The organism is Vibrio sp. 10N.286.48.F5 (assembly GCF_041469785.1).
GTDB classification, from domain to species: domain Bacteria; phylum Pseudomonadota; class Gammaproteobacteria; order Enterobacterales; family Vibrionaceae; genus Vibrio; species Vibrio crassostreae_C.
Genome location: NZ_JBFRLG010000005.1, coordinates 63,147 through 80,727, shown reverse-complemented (window position 1 = coordinate 80,727; position 17,581 = coordinate 63,147). Strand labels below are relative to the sequence as shown.

Sequence of the window (17,581 nt, the reverse complement as noted above, 5' to 3'; positions counted from 1 at the left end):
TAGGAGTCAGCCATAATATCAATCACTTAAGTGGATTAACCACCGAAGTCATCTAGTAGGATGTTTTCATCTTCTACACCAAGATCTTTCAGCATGCCGATAACAGCAGCGTTCATCATCGGTGGACCACACATGTAGTACTCACAATCTTCAGGAGCTTCGTGATCCTTCAGGTAGTTTTCGTACAGTACATTGTGGATGAAACCAGTGTAACCGTCCCAGTTGTCCTCTGGTTGAGGATCAGACAGTGCACAGTGCCACACGAAGTTTTCGTTTGCAGCCGCTAGGCCATCGAAATCTTCAATGTAGAACATCTCACGCTTAGAACGCGCGCCATACCAGTAAGACATCTTACGAGTAGACTTAAGACGCTTAAGTTGGTCGAAGATATGAGAACGCATAGGCGCCATACCTGCACCACCACCGATGAATACCATTTCATTGTCTGTGTCTTTAGCAAAGAACTCACCAAATGGACCAGAAATAGTACATTTGTCGCCTTCTTTAAGAGACCAGATGTATGAAGACATAACACCAGGAGCTACGTCAGGGTTGTTTGGCGGCGGAGTTGCGATACGCACGTTAAGCTTGATGATGCCTTTCTCTTCTGGGTATGAAGCCATAGAGTAAGCACGGATCGAATGCTCTTTAACGATAGACTCATAACGGAACAAGTTGAACTTATCCCAGTCACCACGGTATTCCTCAGGAATATCGTAATCTGCGTATTTCACGTGATGTGGTTCAGCTTCAATCTGAATGTAACCACCCGCGCGGAACGGAACTTCTTCACCTTCAGGGATCGCTAGAGCAAGTTCTTTGATGAAAGTAGCTTCGTTGTTATTCGAGATAACAGTACATTCCCACTTTTTAACACCAAAGATATCTTCGTCTAGTTCAATCTCCATGTCAGTTTTCATAGCAACTTGACATGCAAGACGTTCGCCTTCGCGAGCTTCACCTTTTGTGATGTGATCAAGTTCAGTTGGAAGGATGTCGCCACCACCAGACTTAACTTTTACACGACACTGACCACAAGAGCCACCGCCACCACAAGCAGAAGATACGAAGATACCAGCGCCAGCCAGGGCACCAAGTAGCTTGCTACCAGGTTGAGTAACGATCGCCTTTTCAGGGTCGCCGTTTACTGAAATAGTGATGTCACCTGATGGTACTAACTTAGACTTAGCGAAAAGAATCACTAGTACTAGAGCCAGTACAATAATGGTAAACATCGCTACGCCAAGAATAATACTAAACATTTGTTATTCCTTATTACTGGGTGCTTACCCTACAGTTGAACACCAGAGAAAGACATAAAGCCTAACGCCATCAGACCAACAGTAATGAACGTGATACCAAGGCCACGAAGACCTGGAGGTACGTCAGAGTACTTCATCTTCTCACGGATACCCGCAAGAGCAACGATAGCTAACATCCAACCCACACCAGAACCGAAGCCGTAAACAACAGATTCAGCAAAGTTGTAGTCACGAGTTACCATGAAAGATACACCACCAAAGATTGCACAGTTAACTGTGATCAGTGGAAGGAAGATACCTAGTGCGTTGTACAAAGGTGGGAAGAAACGGTCTAGAACCATCTCTAGGATTTGTACAAGTGCCGCGATAACACCGATGAATGCGATGAAGTTAAGGAAACTTAAATCGACACCTTCAACAAGCGCGTTTTCTTTCAGGATGTGTGTGTAAACAAGGTTGTTTACAGGAACAGCGATTGTAAGTACTACAACTACCGCAACACCAAGACCAAAAGAAGTTTTAACTTTCTTAGATACCGCTAGGAATGTACACATACCTAGGAAGAAAGAAAGCGCCATGTTTTCGATGAAAATCGATTTAACTAGCAGACTAATATAATGTTCCATGACTACCTTACCCCTTCGCTTCTACTTGTTCTGGTTTGAACACACGAATTGCCCAAATCAAGAAACCAATTAGGAAGAATGCAGAAGGTGCTAGAAGCATCAAGCCGTTTGGCTGATACCAACCACCGTTGCTCACTAGAGGTAGTACTTCCATACCAAATAGTTTGCCAGAGCCTAGAAGCTCACGGAAGAAACCAACAGTGATAAGAACGAAACCGTAACCAAGACCGTTACCAAGACCATCGATTAGAGATGGGATTGGCGCAGACTTCATTGCGAATGCTTCAGCACGACCCATTACAATACAGTTAGTAATGATTAGGCCTACGAATACAGATAGCTGCTTAGAGATATCGTATAGGTATGCTTTAAGCACTTGGTCTACCACGATTACTAGTGATGCGATAATTGCCATCTGAACGATGATACGCACACTGTTAGGAATGTGGTTACGGATCAAAGAAACGAAGAAGTTAGACAGAGCAGTAACGAACATTACCGCGATAGTCATAACAAATGCTGTTTCTAGCTTAGTGGTTACCGCAAGAGCAGAACACACACCAAGAACCTGTAGCGCGATTGGGTTGTTGTCCAACACCGGCGCTAAGATGCTCTTTTTAATTTCTTTTGCACTAGACATTAGTTCAGACCTCCGTCACGAACTTTTGCTAGGAACGGACCAAAGCCCATATCACCTAACCAGAAGTCAAATGTATGTTGAACACCAACGCTAGTCAGTGTCGCACCAGAAAGGCCATCTACACCGTGCTCAGAACCTTGAGGAGCGCCACCTTTAACAACCTGAATAGCAGGTTTGTGGTTTTCGTCGAATAATTTCTTACCAACGAATTGAGCGCGCCAAGATGGGTTCTCAACTTCACCACCAAGTCCAGGAGTTTCACCTTGCTCGTAGTAAGTGATACCAGAAACTGTGTTGCCATCAGTTTCTACCGCAACGAATGCGTACATCATTGACCATAGACCGTTACCGTGAACAGGGATGATAACTTTAGAAGTTTCAGCGCCATCTTTCACAAGGTATACAGTACCCGTGTTAGCACGACGAAGGATCTTAGCGATGTCATCTTCAGCTGAAAGCTTGATTGACTGAGCTGGATCTTTTGCCGCTTTACGTTGGTCGTATGCAGCAGCATCGCCGTCAACGAAATCGCCAGTAGCGAAATCAACTAGACGAGGTTCAATGTTCTCTGCGTACAGTTCAGGGATATTACCCGCAAGTTCAATGCCCGCAACTTCAAGGATCTTAGTTTGCTGATCTAGAACCGCGTTAGCTTGTTGCTTAGGTTTAAGAACAACTGCAGCTGTTGAAACGATGATTGAGCACACTAGGCTCAATGCGATAACAACAAACAGCGTCTTTTTAATGCTATCGTTATTACTTGCCATAGCGCGCTAGTCTCCGCTTAATGTTCTTCTCGATTACAACGTGGTCAAACAGAGGAGCAAATAGGTTTGCGAATAGAATCGCAAGCATCATGCCTTCTGGGTATGCAGGGTTAACTACACGAATCATTACACACATTGCGCCGATTAGGATGCCGTACCACCACTTACCTTTGTTGGTAAATGAAGCTGATACTGGGTCAGTCGCCATGAAGAACATACCGAATGCGAAGCCACCTAGAACTAGGTGCCAGTGCCAAGGCATGCTGAACATTGCGTTAGTATCAGAACCGATCACATTAAACAATGTTGATACAGCAATCATACCGATCATAACACCAGCAATGATTCGCCATGAAGCGATACGCATGTAAACGATCATCGCAGCACCGATCATAAGTGCTAGAGTCGATACTTCACCGATAGAACCTGGGATGTTACCAATGAATGCGTCCATCCAAGTGATTGCTTCACCAGATGTTACGTTCATTAGTGCGCTACCGCCGCCTTGAGCCCATTGGCTAAGAGCAGTTGCACCAGAGAAACCATCTGCAGCAGTCCAAACTACGTCACCTGAAATCTGTGCAGGGTATGCAAAGAATAGGAACGCACGGCCAGCAAGTGCAGGGTTCAGGAAGTTACGACCCGTACCACCGAAGATCTCTTTAGCGACTACAACACCGAAGGTAATACCTAGTGCTGCTTGCCATAGAGGAAGTGTTGGCGGAACGATAAGCGCGAATAAGATAGAAGTAACAAAGAAACCTTCGTTTACTTCGTGCTTACGCACCATACAGAACAGAACTTCCCAGAAACCACCAACGATGAATACCGTTGCGTAGATAGGTAGGAAGTAAGTCGCACCAAGTAGCATCTTGCTGCCAACACCTGCATCGGCTCCTAAGGAGGCTCCAAGCATTTCGGTTAGCCAGTAGTGCCAGTTACCACTGATAACAGATGCTAGTTCAGCACCTGCATACATATGGTTAAGTGCTGCGATAGCTTGGCCACCCGCGTTGTACATACCCCAGAACATTGCTGGGAATACCGCGAACCAAACCATGATCATGATACGTTTTAAATCAACGCTATCACGAACGTGCGAGCTTTTCTTTGTAATAAGACCTGGCGTGTAGAACACTGTCGCTGCTGCTTCGTAAAGCGCAAACCACTTCTCGTGTTTACCACCTGGCTCAAAATGATGCTCGATGTCTTCAAGAAACTTTTTAAGGCCCATGAAAATTACCCTTCCTTCTCAATCGTATCTAGGCATTCACGAAGTAGTTGACCGTACTCGTACTTACCTGGACATACAAAGGTACACAATGCTACATCTTCTTCGTCTAGCTCTAGCGCACCTAGTGCTTGAGCACTATCAATGTCGCCTGCACATAGATCACGAAGCAGCAATGTAGGTTCCATATCTAGAGGCATTACGCGCTCGTAGTTACCAATTGGAACCATTGAGCGGTCACTACCGTTTGTTGTCGTTGTCATGTTGAACAACTGACCTTTAAACAGGTGACCAAGGAATGAACGAGTAACAGAGAACTTGTTCTTACCAGGCATAGCCCAGCCGAATAGCTCTTTATCACGACCTTCACGTAGAACAGAAACTTGCTGATGGTAACGACCAAGGAAAGCATGTGGACCTGTTGCTTCAGTACCCGTAAGTACAGAACCAGAAATCACACGAACTTCGCCTGGCATTAACTCGCTGTCTGTCAACTCTTCAAGGCTAGCACCAATTTGAGTACGAACTAGACGTGGGTTGTTCACCACTGGACCAGCCAGAGAAACAACACGCTCAGAGTAAATCTCACCAGTAAGGAAAAGCTTACCGAATGCGATAACATCTTGGTAGTTAATGCTCCACGCTACATTTTGTGCATTTACCGGATATAGGTAATGCATATGCGTGCCTGCAAGACCTGCAGGGTGTGGGCCATCAAAAACATGCTCTTCAACGTTAGACTGAGCTGAACGAGGTAAGCTAGTACCTTTTTTACAAACGTACACTTTACCGTTAGTCAGAGTTGAAAGAAGATCTAAACCAGCAACGAAAGCATCAGACTGCTCGTTAATGATTAATTCTGGCTCAGCTGCTAGCGGATTAGTATCCATAGCAGTAACGAAAATAGCCTGAGTTTCAGAATCAACTGCTGGAACCTTGCTGAACGGACGAGTTCGCAAAGCGGTCCATGCGCCAGACTCAACTAACTGAGCTTTAACCGTTTCACGGTCAAGGCCTACTAGTTGGTTAGCTTCATAGCTATTGAACGTGATTTGCTCATTGCCTGCTACTTCAATCACTACTGATTGAAGAACACGCTTAGCACCACGGTTCACTTCAATAACTTTACCGCTTGCTGGAGAAGTAAATACAACACCTGGGTTCTTTTTATCTGCAAAAAGAACTTGGCCTTTCTTCACTTCATCACCAACGCGAGCATGCATCGTAGGACGCATACCAACGTACTCTTCGCCAAGCAAGGCGACTTTAGTGATGGACTTACCATCATTAATCACCTGGGATGGAGTTCCTGCGATAGGAAGATCCAAACCCTTCTTTATTGTAATCATACGCACTTGCACTACTTTATCGGGAAAAAGATTCTTTTAATTGCGTAAATTCAGGACGTTTTAAAATCGCCCTTAGACACGACATTACAGTGTCCGGTTTTGGTAAATTTGAGATACCAAAATCGCAACATTTTCATAATAAAATCACCACACGAATCATGTGAGATTTATCAGGTGCGATATTCTAGCATTTTTTGACAACTCGATGCCATGACCAATAACTTGAATACAGCCTTTATTTGGTGAGATTTGAAGCATATGGCCTCTCAAATATGTATAAATTTGACGAGCCGCACAGATAAAATGGCTTTTGAATCGTGTTTTAAACAAGAGATTAATACTCTGTCACAAACTAATATTTTACTAGTTATGTTGAAACACTGTTAATAAAAACATTACTCATTGTAGGTATTTGAGCTCGTTCAATTTGACATCAGTTTGGGTGATATAAGAACGAAAAATACATACGTTTGACGACAAAAAAAGCGCCATGGCGCTTTTCTCTGTATATAGGCCTTCTTACTTTCCGCCACCCATACACATTGGACTGTCTGGCACGCTATCTAGCTGCTTCATCCATTCATCTTTTGTATAAGTGTGAATAGACAGTGCGTGGATATTATTGGCTAACTCTTCTGAAAGTGCCTTATTTACCGCTCGATGACGAGCAATAAGACGCAAACCTTCAAACACATCGCTGACAACAATCACTTTGAAATGACTCTCAGAACCAGCCGGAACATTGTGCATATAGCTCTCATTGACCACGTTTAAATGACTTGGTGAAAACTCATTGTGCAATTTTGTTTCGATAACTTCTTGGATCATTGTGATTCCTTAATAACGTATTGGCATTATCCGTGGGCTGAGTATAAACCCTAACAGGTCGAGTGTCTGAGTATTTCATAGCAAATGGCATAGGTTTGGTTGAGTTTTTTCTATCTTGTTCAGCCTGCATTTGAGACAATATCTTTGTTATTTCTTACATAAGTATCTCAAGCAATGAAAACCGAACTTACCCTTCACGACAGAACTTTGACCTTACATCGTTTCCCGAAACGTTCAAATGAAACCCTTCAAGCTTGGGATGCGGGCGACGAATACATTATTAGCCATGTTGAAGAGATGAACCTTGAACCTGGTAAACACATCCTGATCATGAACGACAGCTTCGGTGCCCTATCGACTTGGTTCTCGAAAGATCATGATGTCACTATGATGAGCGACTCATTTATCTCTCACCGTGGCGCCCTGAAAAACTTGCAGCGCAATCAAAGTAACCGAGTGAACTTCTTGAACACGATGGATGATATCCCACACGGTATCGACCTTGTGATCATGCAGCTGCCAAAAACAAATCGTCACCTAATCTGGCAACTGAGCCAGCTACGCCAAGCATTGCCTGTAGGCTGCCAAGTGATTGGCGTCAACAAGGTAAAAGAGATTCACACCTCTACGCTTAACCTGTTCGAAAAATACCTAGGCGAAACCAAAACATCACTAGCGAAGAAAAAACACCGCTTAGTCTTCTCATCTCCAAACTGCCAGCCAATTCAAACGGTAGAGCCTTTTGTTGAATGGGATGTGGACGGTGAAGATATCCGTCTGAAAAATTTACCAAATGTTTACTCAGGGGAAGCACTCGATCAAGGCGCTCGCTATATGCTAGAGCACATCCCACAAGATCCTGAGCTACGTCATATCATCGATCTAGGCTGTGGCAACGGTGTATTGAGTGTAAAAGCAGGGCAATTGAACCCACAAGCTCGTATCACCTGTGTGGATGAAAGCTTTATGGCTGTGGAGTCAGCACGCCAAAACGTCAAGGATAACCTTGGTGAAGACGGCAACTTCCAGTTCATCGCCAACAACTGTTTAGATGGCTTTAAGAAAAACAGCACCTACTTAGTGATGTGTAATCCTCCATTCCATCAGCAACAAGCGATTACTGATCACATTGCATGGCAAATGTTCTGTGATGCAAAGCATGTTCTTAGCAATGGAGGCAAATTAATTGTTATTGGCAACCGACACCTCGGATACGATGTCAAACTAGCGAGACTATTTGGTGAAGCTAACGTTGAAACGCTTGAACTAAACCAAAAATTTGAGATATTACAAGCAACAAGAGAGCCTGCGAATTTTAATAAATAAGCAGAAACGACTTCACAAGAATTTAAGATACCGAGCTTCTGGTGTGAATTTAGAAAGGATAAAGGAATGAAAAAACTGATTTTGGCTGCTTCTATTATGGCTTTGACAGCATGTTCAGCCCCTCAGCAAGAACAGATCAATGTAATGCCAGAAGCTTCACTAAGCTCAAGCAACCTTGTACAAGGCAAAACATACACACTAACCAGTAAAGATGTTCGTGCCGCTCAATATGTTGCATTGGTTGATAGTGGCCGTTCAAACATTCAGCCAATTCACGCTAAGCAAAACATGCGTATTTCTCTAGAAAATGCTGTTGCACAGCAGTTAGAGTCTCAAGGTTTTCGTGCGAGCGTAAACAGTGAAAACTCGATTGTTTTAGAGATTCAAGAAGCACTCGTTACCGTAGAGCACACCATTATGGAAAACAAAATGGACGGTAAAGTAACGCTTGAAGTTACCGCTGAAACGCCTGAAGGCAAACTAGTTAAAACATTCAACGGCACTGCAACACGCACTGGTGCATTGAGTGCATCTAACGACGACATCTCTATGGTTCTTAATGACGTGATCAACTTGGTTCTTACTGAGATCGCTAACGACCAAGAGCTACAAACTTACATGAAGGAACGTTTCTAATGGGTCGTATTTTATCTTCTATCGCATTAATGCTAGTGAGCGTGAGCGTTTGGGCTGGTCCTAAAGTAAACGTGGAAACAACATTAGGCGACTTCACTATTGAGCTTAACCAAGAACAAGCACCGGTTAGTGCGGAGAACTTCCTAAAATACGTTGCTGACGGCAGCTATGAAGGCACTATCTTCCACCGTGTTATTCCTGGCTTTATGGCTCAAGGTGGCGGCTTCGATCAAGAGATGAATCAACAAGCAACTTACGCTCCTATCAAGAATGAAGGCAGCAATGGCTTGAAGAACGATACAGCAACAATCGCGATGGCTCGTACTAATGCGCCAGATTCTGCAACTCGTCAGTTCTTCATTAACTTCTCTGATAATGACTTCTTGAACGCAAAAGGTAGCAACCCAGGCTACGCTGTATTCGGCAAAGTAACTGAAGGTTTTGATGTTGTTCAAAAGATGGCAACGATTCCAACCAAGCGAATGGGCCGCATGTCAGACATACCAGTTGACCCAATCGTCATCACTAAAGTGACCCTTCTTAAGTAATCCAATCTAACGCCCTTATTTCTTAAGGGCGTTTTTCTACACAAGGACGCCCTATGTCATCAGGCACTCCCTCTCTTTCTTGGATGCAGACTTTCCGCAGCTACCTAGATAAACGCCTACTTTGGGTGTTTATGCTCGGCTGTTCAAGTGGCTTCCCATGGGTTCTTATTGGATCCAATATGTCTGGTTGGCTAAAAGATGCAGGTTTAACGCGTGCTGCCATCGGCTACTTTGGCAGTGTGTTTGCCGTGTATGCGATTAACTTTCTATGGGCACCATTGGTAGACCGAGTAAAACTGCCGGTGCTTCACGCAATACTCGGCCAGCGACGCAGTTGGATCTTTTTCTGCCAATCCATTGTTTTAATCGGTACCTTATTCATCGCAGGCGTCAATCCCGCAGAGAACTTGGCGTTTACTTCAATGTTGGCGCTCGCTATTGCCATTGCCTCAGCCACGCAAGACATCGCGATTGATGCATTTCGTATTGATACCTTCCCAAAATCCGAAGCATCAAAACTGCCGCAAGCTTCTGCAATGGCCGTAATTGGTTGGTGGACGGGGTATTCTCTACCAGGCTACCTTGCCTTTATTAACGCAGACTCAATCGGTTGGAATGGCGTGTATTACGGAATGGCAGGCGTCGTTGTCGTACTAATGCTGTTTACTCTTTTTGTCGGAGAGCCAAATACACAACGTGAAGCCCTACAAGAACAAGCACAACAGCGACACAATAAAGTGGTCGGCTCAAAGCTTGTCGCTTGGTTCAGTGTGACGGTAATTGAACCATTTTATGATTTCTTCAAAAGAAACGGAGTTCAAGTTGCCATTACTCTATTGCTGTTTGTGTTCCTATTTAAGATAGGTGAAGCCTTCCTAGGTCGCATGTCGATCACCTTCTATAAAGAGATAGGTTTCAGTAATGAACAGATCGGTCATTACTCCAAGTTAATTGGCTGGGGCGCGACGATATTCTTCACTTTGGTAGGCAGCGTCTTCAATGTAAAATTCGGCATTGTACGCGGACTGATGATTGGCGGTGTTGCCATGGCAGCCAGTAATCTAATGTTTGCATGGATCGCTCAAGCAGGCCCAAGTGAAACACTGTTCTTGGCAACGATTATTGTCGATAACTTCACGACCGCCTTTTCAACAGTAGCTTTTGTCTCTTTCTTAACACTATTAACCGGGCAGGCCTTCTCTGCAACCCAATATGCATTACTCGCATCCTTGGGTAACTTCGGTCGAACAACACTGGCTTCATTTAGTGGTGAATTGGTCGATTACCTCAATGATTGGTCAACCTTCTTTATACTGACCGCACTTATGGTGATTCCAAGTTTGATCATGCTCTACTCGTTACGCCACTTTTTCACGGATTTATTAGAGAAAGCCAAAACTAACCAAGAATAGAGTCAAAGAAAACAAATAAGAAGAGGGTAGCATTGATCTACCCTCTTCTACGTTCTGTCTTCAGATCTAGTCTGTTGTTTCACTGACAATTAGGTTAAAACCCGTCCCCATCGAATCATCAATCGCCACAACCAAAGGCTGACCCGCTACAGTAATCGTCACAAAGTAAGACCCCGCCGCAACATAAATGCCATTCGCATAATCTTTGAATTTCACATCACTTAGCGCCGGAGTGCTGCCAGCAATACCCACCGTTTTCGGTCAAAGATAGATCAAAGACTGGATTGTAAGACGGGTTGAATTGTGATTTTTTAAGAGAAAACGCTTAGAAAAGAATACTGTTGATTTTGATATGCATATCACTCTATTTAGTATAATCGTTTGCTTAGAGCATCAATTCACCAATTTATCTACAAAATAATCAGATTTCACAAAATCAATAGAATCCAAGGTGCATCAAGATGCATTGCCACATTAAAGTTCCATCATTTAGATCATTAGTGTGATCAGCTTCACCTTAATAATTGTAATTTTCACTCCGTCTCACTTTTATTTGAGAACAAAATCGCTATTATGCTCGGCATTCGGACATCATAAACACGCACGGATTAGCGGGTTACTTATTTCAAACATAGAGAGTTCCATTATGCGTAAATCACTTTTAACTCTTGGCCTACTTGCAGCAGCATCTGCTCCAGTAATGGCGGCTGATTATTCTGACGGCGACATCCATAAGAACGATTACAAATGGATGCAATTCAACCTTATGGCTGCAATTGACGAACTTCCAGGTGAGTCTTCACATGATTACCTAGAGATGGAATTCGGTGGCCGCTCGGGAATCTTCGACCTTTATGGCTATGTTGACGTATTCAACCTAACGTCTGATCCAGGCAGCGATAAAGCTGGTGCTGAAAAGATGTTCATGAAGTTCGCTCCTCGTATGTCTCTAGACGGACTTACAGGTAAAGATCTTTCTTTCGGTCCAGTTCAAGAGCTTTACGTATCTACACTTATGGAATGGGGTGGTAACTCTGGCGTTAACACTCAAAAAGTTGGTTTAGGTTCTGACGTAATGGTTCCGTGGTTAGGCAAAATTGGCCTAAACCTTTACGGTACATACGATTCAAACAACAAAGATTGGAACGGTTACCAAGTTTCTGCAAACTGGTTTAAACCTTTCTACTTCTTCGAGAACGGTTCATTCGTCTCTTACCAAGGTTACATCGATTACCAATTTGGTCTGGAAGACAAGTACTCTTCTGCAAGTAACGGTGGTGCAATGTACAATGGTATCTACTGGCACTCAGATCGTTTTGCTGTTGGTTACGGCCTAAAAGGTTACAAAGACATCTACGGTATTAAAGATACTGATGGATTCAAATCAACAGGCTTCGGTCACTACGTTGCAGTAACTTACAAGTTCTAATCGAACTTCTAAGAAAGTTTCCTAAATGGCACCCTCGGGTGCCATTTTTTATTGCTTTCATTTAATGCCTCGCTATCCTTGCAGCATCACTTTCTTATCTCGGTATTGCTGTGAACATCACTATTGTTGGGCCAGGGGCCATCGGCTCTTTATGGGCAATAAAACTACTTCAAGCTGGTCATAATGTGTCTTTGTGGAGTCGTTCCACTGATAACTCAATTGACTTATCACTTGATGGACAAGCTTCCCTTTCCTTCAGTAACAACAATATCGAAAAGCTATCAGCGAGTGACTTGGTTATTTTCACGGTCAAAGCTTGGCAAATAGCAGAAGCAACCACTCCACTGCTTCAACATCTCGATCCCGACACCATTCTCATATTCATGCATAACGGAATGGGGGCGGTCGACAACATCGCCACTCAAATTGATACTCACCCGATAGTATTGGCAACCACGACCCAAGCAGCATTCAAACCTGATCGTAATAGTGTATCTCACACAGGAATAGGGCAAACCCAGTTAGGTGCTTTTAACCAAACGGGTCAGCAGTGCACGTTTTTAGTTGATGTGTTGGATCATGCTCTCCCCGCTGTGAGTTGGAACCCACAAATAAAAACCGCGCTTTGGACTAAACTCGCCATAAATTGTGCTATCAACCCACTTACTGGGTTGGAACAAATCAAGAATGGTGAACTTGCAGACCAAAGGTTTGAGGGTATTTTAAGTTCTATCGTTGAAGAGCTCACACAAGTTATGCAGGCCGAAGAGATAGCTTGTTCATTCGACGGATTAGAAGCAAGTGTCAACAAGGTTATCCACGCTACGGCTCAAAACAACTCATCCATGAAGCAGGATATGTTTTACCAACGTAAGACAGAGATCGACTTCATCACTGGACACCTAATAAAAACAGCGCTTAAGCATCAGATAGAAGTTCCCGTTAACCAAAAACTGTTCGATCAGGTCAAAGAGCAAGAAAATAGCTGGAATCATCAAGATTAGTCAGCAACGGTCAACAAGTCGCGATAAAATAACAATACCGCTAAGCATAACGCTGGCACCAATTTCCAAGATTTTAGGTAAGAATAGATGCTTGATATCAATCACATCCGAGAGCAGTTCCCTGCGCTATCACAAACCATCAATCAACAACCATTGATTTACTTAGACAGCGCGGCAACGACACAAAAACCTCAGGTAGTTATTGATGCCATTAGCCAGTATTACTCCAAGCAAAATGCCAATGTTCACCGCGGTAGCCATAGTTTAACAGCGAACGCGACCAGTCAGTTTGAAGCAGCCAGAGATAAGGTCGCTCAGTTTATCGGTGCAAGCTCTTCAAAAGAGATCATCTGGACTCGTGGTGCCACCGAGGCGCTCAATTTAATTGCTCAAACTTACGCAAGAAGTACTCTTCAGCCTGGCGATGAGATCTTAGTGAGTGAAATGGAGCATCACGCTAACATTGTCCCTTGGCAAATTGTGGCAGAACAAACCGGGGCTAAAGTCGTGAAAGTACCGATGACATCGGATTGTGAATTTGACCTAGTCGCGTTTGATACGCTTTTAAATGAACGAACCAAGATTGTTGCATTAGCTCAGATAACCAACGTGACGGGTTCTCGTCAGCCGATTGAAGCCGTCATAGAAAAAGCACACAAGATGAATGCGATTGTTGTGGTCGATGGCGCGCAAGGCATCGTCCATGAGCCTATTGATGTTGCTGCTTTAGGTGCAGATTTCTACGTTTTCTCAGGTCACAAGCTCTATGCCCCTGCGGGTATCGGTGTGCTTTACGGCAAGCTTGAATTGCTCAAAGCGATGCCACCTTGGCACGGTGGTGGAAAAATGGTTGAGCGCGTCTCTTTTTCTGGCACTACTTTTTCACAGTTACCAGGGAAATTTGAAGCGGGCACGCCAAATGTGGCCGGAGCGATAGCATTAAGCACTGCAATAGAATGGTTACGTGGTTTTGCACAGCAAGATGTCGAAAATCATATCCACCAGCTACAACACGAGACTTATCTTGCGCTCAGTAAACTGGATGACATTCAGATTTTAGGGTATCAACCCAACGCCAGTGTGATTACTTTTGTGATGGATGGTGTTCACCATCAAGATATAGCGACCCTACTGGATCAGCAAGGTATCGCAGTACGTGCAGGGCATCATTGTGCTCACCCATTAATGGATGCACTTAATGTGAAAGGCACTGTTCGAATTTCATTTGGTATTTACAACAACATGGATGATGTTGAAAAGCTCGTAGCGGCGATAGAAAAAGCCGTTGATATGCTTTAGGGAATGGCGAGTAGCGAGTAGCGAGTAGCGAGTAGCGAGTAGCGAGTAGCGAGTAGCGAAATTATTTAGGGTTGGCGTTTAACGTCAACCCTTTTTGCTTTTGTGTATCTAGGAGGTATTAAGCACTTAGCTCTTGGATTTGAGCAACAATCGCTTTTAGTCCATTACCGCGAGATGGGCTAAGGTGGGTAATTAAACCGATTTGTTCAAAGTAACCATCAATATCGAACGCTTGAACCTGCTCTGATGTTTTTCCATCATACGCAGCCATCACCAAAGCAATCAGACCGCGAACGATACGCGCATCAGAATCAGCACAAAAGTGCCAAACACCGTCGATATTTTGAGAAACCAACCACACTTGGCTTTCACAGCCAGAGACAATCACCTGCTCACTTTTCAGTTCATCTGGCATCGTTGGCAGTTTCTTACCCCATTGAATCACTTGGCGATAACGGTCTTCCCAGCCGCTGAATGTCTGCATCTTCGCGACAATATCATCACTGGTAATTTCAGTGCCGAATGGAGAGCTTGGGAATGTGGTCATTTTAATATCCAGTCGATTGTTAATTGAGTAGAAGACGTTACTTAGAGTGCTTTTGAATCAGCTTTTCAACGATACGTGAAACAGCCACAAAGCCAAACGTCGCGGTTACAACCGTTGCTGCGCCAAAACCTGTCGCACAATCCATTCGTTTTGGCCCTTCTGCGGTCGCTTTCGCAGCACATACACTGCCGTCAGCTTGAGGATATTTAAGTTGCTCAGTCGAGAACACACAATCGATGCCAAACTTACGTGCTGGGTTCTTAGGGAAATTGTGATGACGACGTAATGTGTCTTTCAATTTCTTCGCTAACGGGTCTTGAATCGTCTTCGTCAGATCAGCCACTTTGATTTGAGTTGGGTCGACTTGGCCACCCGCACCACCCGTGGTGATCACTTTGATTTTGTTACTACGACAATACGCCAACAGCGAAGCCTTAGCTTTCATGCTATCAATCGCATCGAGAACAAAATCGAACTCTTTCGACAAATACTCAGCCTGATTGTCAGGACCAATAAAGTCATCAATCAGGTTCACTTTACACTCAGGGTTAATCAACTTAACGCGCTCAGCCATCACTTCGATTTTGCTCTTGCCAACCGTACCCGACATAGCGTGGATCTGACGGTTAATGTTAGTCACGCACACGTCATCCATATCGATCAACGTTAGCTCACCTAAACCAGTACGTGCAAGCGCTTCAACCGCCCATGAACCGACGCCACCAATACCGATCACACACACATGTGCCGCTCTAAGTATGTCGACTTCACTATTGCCATACAGACGGCGAGTGCCACCAAATCGTTGGTCATAGTTTTCTGAAGCTGGTGTGGTCAATTCACGCATTATTGCCGCCAATTTATTTCTGAGAAAAAGAAAAGAGTGCGTTTTATACGCACTCTTGAATTAAAAGTCTAGGGGATTAGCGATTCGCTTTCAATGCTCTATTTTATCGTCGTTTACTCAACCTTTTCAGGAGGCAAAGCCCAAGGCGCTTCAGTTGCGCTGCCATCTAAACCGAGCTTCCACACACGACCAAAATGCTTGTAATGGCCCGCTTCTGTACCCGCTCGAGGGCCCATGCCGTGGTAAAGGTCCAAATGGTTTTGCTTAACCGCGCCGCCCGTATCCAAAACCAATAGCAGTCTTAGTTGATGAGCGCCGCTCCAAGTACCATCAGCATTCAGTAGTGGAACCTCAGCAAGAATCGGCGTCCCCATAGGCAAGATAGAGCGATCGCCCGCAACCGCCGCCATAGGTAATAGAGGAATGCCCGCGCTACCCATCACAGATAGGTCGTCTCTCGCTTCAAAAAACACGAAAGATGGGTTTTGCTCAAGCAGCTCTTTGACCACTTCAGGATCGTTTGCCAATACCCACTCTTTGATTGCTTTTAGCGACATTTTTTCGCGTGGAACTAAGCCTCGTTCAATCAGAACACGGCCAATGCTCACATAAGCTTTATTGTTCTTACCCGCGTAGGCGAAATACTGCAGCGTGTCATCATCACCGAAGTGTACAAATCCACTGCCCTGTACTTCCATCATAAATGGGTCGATACGGTTTGCTGAGTAACCTAACTCAAGGCCCTGACCTTCTAGTGCGCCGTTGTAAATCTCTTGGCGTGTTGGACACTCTTTACCACACTCAGGAAGCCCGTAAACAGGGTAACGATATTCTTCATTCGCTTCGTGGCGCAGCTCCATCACAGGAGAAAAGTAGCCCGTGAACAAAACATTGCCTTGTTTATCACCACCACCTAGTTGAGCGGTTTGAACGCCAAAATTCGCTAGCTCGCTTGGATCTCCACTCAGCATCGCCCACTCATTGAGTTGTTGATAAAGCGGCTCATAGATTTTAGCCATCGAAGGGGATTTAGAAACCACCATCTCAGCTTGTTCTGCAAATGCGGTGTAGTCTCTTGGTTTATTGGATTCAACCTGATCGACCTTATTCAAGGTGCGAGGAAATTCGTCATCAAGGTGTTGCTGAGCAAGATCAGTGGGTTGAGCACAGCCAAATAACAAAGAGGCAGCGACAAGGGGAAGCCATTTTTTAATCACAAGAGTCATCCTAAAAATTCTATGCATCGAGGATGACAAAAACAGTCAGATAACACAATCTTAGATTGTAAGAGTTTACAAGAAGATAACCTATCGGACGGAGTTATCGATATGGCCCTTAAGGCGGAAGATGGGATTGTAGTGACTGTCAGAATCGAGCACCATTTCTGTATTGTCAGAATTGGTCATGCGGAAGCGATAGGTTTTATCACCCGCCTTGTATTCAAAGTAGTTTCCATCAAAGTCAAAGCTCGTCGAAACAACAGACCCACGAACTGACACACCATTAGCATTCAGAACAAACTCATCGGTCGCATAATGTGCAACATCTTGCTCTATCCAAGTGCCGTATATCAGATTGTCGGGCGTCGCCGCATTTTGCACTCGGGAAAGCACATCGCCGAACAAAGAAACCACCGCAAACGAACCCACTAAGGCTAGAACCATTAAACAGCGTTCAATGATCTTACGCTTCAACTTAGATTGATTGCGCTGATCAGCTTCGCTGTAGAGACCTTTGGTTATCTCATCGATTTTGTTCTTTGTTGCTGGAGCTTGTTGCATTCGGTGACTACTCATAAGGATGCTATGCGCATTCTACACTGAGACAGTT

The 17,581-nt window shown here is 44.3% G+C and carries 18 protein-coding genes and 1 pseudogene; 7 read left to right on the top strand and 12 right to left on the bottom strand.

Annotated features, from left to right (window positions below; all coding sequences use genetic code 11):
• Positions 1–35: 35 nt before the first annotated feature.
• The 7 genes from nqrF to bolA form a co-directional block, all read right to left on the bottom strand.
• Positions 36–1,262 carry an NADH:ubiquinone reductase (Na(+)-transporting) subunit F gene (nqrF, locus tag AB4185_RS05795; protein WP_017059912.1) on the bottom strand — a complete coding sequence of 409 codons (1,227 nt, stop codon included), beginning with the start codon at positions 1,260–1,262 and terminating at the stop codon, positions 36–38.
• 29 nt (positions 1,263–1,291) lie between these two features.
• On the bottom strand, positions 1,292–1,888 hold the full coding sequence (gene nqrE, locus AB4185_RS05790; protein ID WP_009848375.1) for an NADH:ubiquinone reductase (Na(+)-transporting) subunit E: 597 nt from the start codon (positions 1,886–1,888) through the stop codon (positions 1,292–1,294).
• Between the two features lie 7 nt (positions 1,889–1,895).
• Positions 1,896–2,528, bottom strand: coding sequence for an NADH:ubiquinone reductase (Na(+)-transporting) subunit D (locus AB4185_RS05785; protein WP_008223083.1), 633 nt, complete (start codon positions 2,526–2,528; stop codon positions 1,896–1,898).
• Positions 2,528–3,295 (bottom strand): Na(+)-translocating NADH-quinone reductase subunit C, encoded by a 768-nt coding sequence (locus AB4185_RS05780; RefSeq protein WP_017059911.1) that lies wholly within the window; start codon positions 3,293–3,295, stop codon positions 2,528–2,530. Before AB4185_RS05780 ends, AB4185_RS05785 begins: the two co-directional genes overlap by 1 nt.
• On the bottom strand, positions 3,285–4,529 hold the full coding sequence (locus tag AB4185_RS05775; protein ID WP_017067139.1) for an NADH:ubiquinone reductase (Na(+)-transporting) subunit B: 1,245 nt from the start codon (positions 4,527–4,529) through the stop codon (positions 3,285–3,287). Before AB4185_RS05775 ends, AB4185_RS05780 begins: the two co-directional genes overlap by 11 nt.
• A gap of 5 nt (positions 4,530–4,534) precedes the next feature.
• Positions 4,535–5,875: a Na(+)-translocating NADH-quinone reductase subunit A gene (locus AB4185_RS05770; RefSeq protein WP_019823845.1), complete on the bottom strand. Its 1,341-nt coding sequence runs from the start codon at positions 5,873–5,875 to the stop codon at positions 4,535–4,537.
• Positions 5,876–6,394: 519 nt separating this feature from the next.
• Complete coding sequence (gene bolA / locus AB4185_RS05765; protein ID WP_017059909.1) at positions 6,395–6,703, bottom strand: transcriptional regulator BolA; 309 nt, start codon at positions 6,701–6,703, stop codon at positions 6,395–6,397.
• Between the two features lie 174 nt (positions 6,704–6,877).
• On the opposite strand from bolA, the gene AB4185_RS05760 reads away from it, so the two are divergent.
• The 4 genes from AB4185_RS05760 to AB4185_RS05745 all read left to right on the top strand — a co-directional run bounded on the left by AB4185_RS05760 (position 6,878) and on the right by AB4185_RS05745 (position 10,625).
• On the top strand, positions 6,878–8,029 hold the full coding sequence (locus tag AB4185_RS05760) for a methyltransferase (protein WP_017059908.1): 1,152 nt from the start codon (positions 6,878–6,880) through the stop codon (positions 8,027–8,029).
• 66 nt (positions 8,030–8,095) lie between these two features.
• On the top strand, positions 8,096–8,665 hold the full coding sequence (locus tag AB4185_RS05755; protein ID WP_017059907.1) for a YajG family lipoprotein: 570 nt from the start codon (positions 8,096–8,098) through the stop codon (positions 8,663–8,665).
• Positions 8,665–9,213, top strand: coding sequence for a peptidylprolyl isomerase (locus tag AB4185_RS05750; RefSeq protein WP_017059906.1), 549 nt, complete (start codon positions 8,665–8,667; stop codon positions 9,211–9,213). Before AB4185_RS05755 ends, AB4185_RS05750 begins: the two co-directional genes overlap by 1 nt.
• A 53-nt stretch (positions 9,214–9,266) precedes the next feature.
• Positions 9,267–10,625 carry an AmpG family muropeptide MFS transporter gene (locus AB4185_RS05745; RefSeq protein ID WP_372054392.1) on the top strand — a complete coding sequence of 453 codons (1,359 nt, stop codon included), beginning with the start codon at positions 9,267–9,269 and terminating at the stop codon, positions 10,623–10,625.
• Between the two features lie 66 nt (positions 10,626–10,691).
• On the opposite strand, the pseudogene AB4185_RS05740 reads toward AB4185_RS05745, so the two are convergent.
• Positions 10,692–10,911: pseudogene (locus tag AB4185_RS05740) on the bottom strand (2-dehydropantoate 2-reductase); the annotation flags it as partial.
• Positions 10,912–11,271: 360 nt separating this feature from the next.
• On the opposite strand from AB4185_RS05740, the gene AB4185_RS05735 reads away from it, so the two are divergent.
• From AB4185_RS05735 to csdA, 3 genes are all read left to right on the top strand, one after another.
• The gene (locus AB4185_RS05735) at positions 11,272–12,054 is read left to right on the top strand and encodes an outer membrane protein OmpK (protein ID WP_017059903.1); all 783 of its coding nucleotides are present in this window, start codon (positions 11,272–11,274) and stop codon (positions 12,052–12,054) included.
• A 110-nt stretch (positions 12,055–12,164) separates the two neighbouring features.
• Positions 12,165–13,058, top strand: a complete 894-nt coding sequence (gene panE, locus AB4185_RS05730; protein ID WP_229647798.1) for a 2-dehydropantoate 2-reductase — start codon at positions 12,165–12,167, stop codon at positions 13,056–13,058.
• A gap of 87 nt (positions 13,059–13,145) precedes the next feature.
• Positions 13,146–14,357, top strand: a complete 1,212-nt coding sequence (csdA, locus tag AB4185_RS05725) for a cysteine desulfurase CsdA (protein ID WP_372135103.1) — start codon at positions 13,146–13,148, stop codon at positions 14,355–14,357.
• Between the two features lie 118 nt (positions 14,358–14,475).
• Here the strand turns inward: csdA and csdE are convergent, their stop codons facing one another.
• The 4 genes from csdE to AB4185_RS05705 all read right to left on the bottom strand — a co-directional run bounded on the left by csdE (position 14,476) and on the right by AB4185_RS05705 (position 17,532).
• On the bottom strand, positions 14,476–14,904 hold the full coding sequence (csdE, locus tag AB4185_RS05720; protein ID WP_017059900.1) for a cysteine desulfurase sulfur acceptor subunit CsdE: 429 nt from the start codon (positions 14,902–14,904) through the stop codon (positions 14,476–14,478).
• A gap of 37 nt (positions 14,905–14,941) precedes the next feature.
• Positions 14,942–15,751 carry a tRNA cyclic N6-threonylcarbamoyladenosine(37) synthase TcdA gene (gene tcdA / locus AB4185_RS05715; RefSeq protein ID WP_017079921.1) on the bottom strand — a complete coding sequence of 270 codons (810 nt, stop codon included), beginning with the start codon at positions 15,749–15,751 and terminating at the stop codon, positions 14,942–14,944.
• 113 nt (positions 15,752–15,864) lie between these two features.
• Positions 15,865–16,977 carry a murein transglycosylase A gene (gene mltA / locus AB4185_RS05710; RefSeq protein WP_017064192.1) on the bottom strand — a complete coding sequence of 371 codons (1,113 nt, stop codon included), beginning with the start codon at positions 16,975–16,977 and terminating at the stop codon, positions 15,865–15,867.
• A gap of 81 nt (positions 16,978–17,058) precedes the next feature.
• Positions 17,059–17,532, bottom strand: a complete 474-nt coding sequence (locus tag AB4185_RS05705; RefSeq protein ID WP_017064193.1) for a DUF2850 domain-containing protein — start codon at positions 17,530–17,532, stop codon at positions 17,059–17,061.
• Positions 17,533–17,581: the final 49 nt, after the last annotated feature.

Bases quoted from the DNA above. Each gene is read 5' to 3' on its own strand.
- nqrF (WP_017059912.1), bottom strand. From the start codon at position 1,262: ATGTTTAGTATTATTCTTGGCGTAGCGATGTTTACCATTATTGTACTG.
- nqrE (WP_009848375.1), bottom strand. From the start codon at position 1,888: ATGGAACATTATATTAGTCTGCTAGTTAAATCGATTTTCATCGAAAAC.
- AB4185_RS05785 (WP_008223083.1), bottom strand. From the start codon at position 2,528: ATGTCTAGTGCAAAAGAAATTAAAAAGAGCATCTTAGCGCCGGTGTTG.
- AB4185_RS05780 (WP_017059911.1), bottom strand. From the start codon at position 3,295: ATGGCAAGTAATAACGATAGCATTAAAAAGACGCTGTTTGTTGTTATC.
- AB4185_RS05775 (WP_017067139.1), bottom strand. From the start codon at position 4,529: ATGGGCCTTAAAAAGTTTCTTGAAGACATCGAGCATCATTTTGAGCCA.
- AB4185_RS05770 (WP_019823845.1), bottom strand. From the start codon at position 5,875: ATGATTACAATAAAGAAGGGTTTGGATCTTCCTATCGCAGGAACTCCA.
- bolA (WP_017059909.1), bottom strand. From the start codon at position 6,703: ATGATCCAAGAAGTTATCGAAACAAAATTGCACAATGAGTTTTCACCA.
- AB4185_RS05760 (WP_017059908.1), top strand. From the start codon at position 6,878: ATGAAAACCGAACTTACCCTTCACGACAGAACTTTGACCTTACATCGT.
- AB4185_RS05755 (WP_017059907.1), top strand. From the start codon at position 8,096: ATGAAAAAACTGATTTTGGCTGCTTCTATTATGGCTTTGACAGCATGT.
- AB4185_RS05750 (WP_017059906.1), top strand. From the start codon at position 8,665: ATGGGTCGTATTTTATCTTCTATCGCATTAATGCTAGTGAGCGTGAGC.
- AB4185_RS05745 (WP_372054392.1), top strand. From the start codon at position 9,267: ATGTCATCAGGCACTCCCTCTCTTTCTTGGATGCAGACTTTCCGCAGC.
- AB4185_RS05735 (WP_017059903.1), top strand. From the start codon at position 11,272: ATGCGTAAATCACTTTTAACTCTTGGCCTACTTGCAGCAGCATCTGCT.
- csdA (WP_372135103.1), top strand. From the start codon at position 13,146: ATGCTTGATATCAATCACATCCGAGAGCAGTTCCCTGCGCTATCACAA.
- csdE (WP_017059900.1), bottom strand. From the start codon at position 14,904: ATGACCACATTCCCAAGCTCTCCATTCGGCACTGAAATTACCAGTGAT.
- tcdA (WP_017079921.1), bottom strand. From the start codon at position 15,751: ATGCGTGAATTGACCACACCAGCTTCAGAAAACTATGACCAACGATTT.
- mltA (WP_017064192.1), bottom strand. From the start codon at position 16,977: ATGACTCTTGTGATTAAAAAATGGCTTCCCCTTGTCGCTGCCTCTTTG.
- AB4185_RS05705 (WP_017064193.1), bottom strand. From the start codon at position 17,532: ATGCAACAAGCTCCAGCAACAAAGAACAAAATCGATGAGATAACCAAA.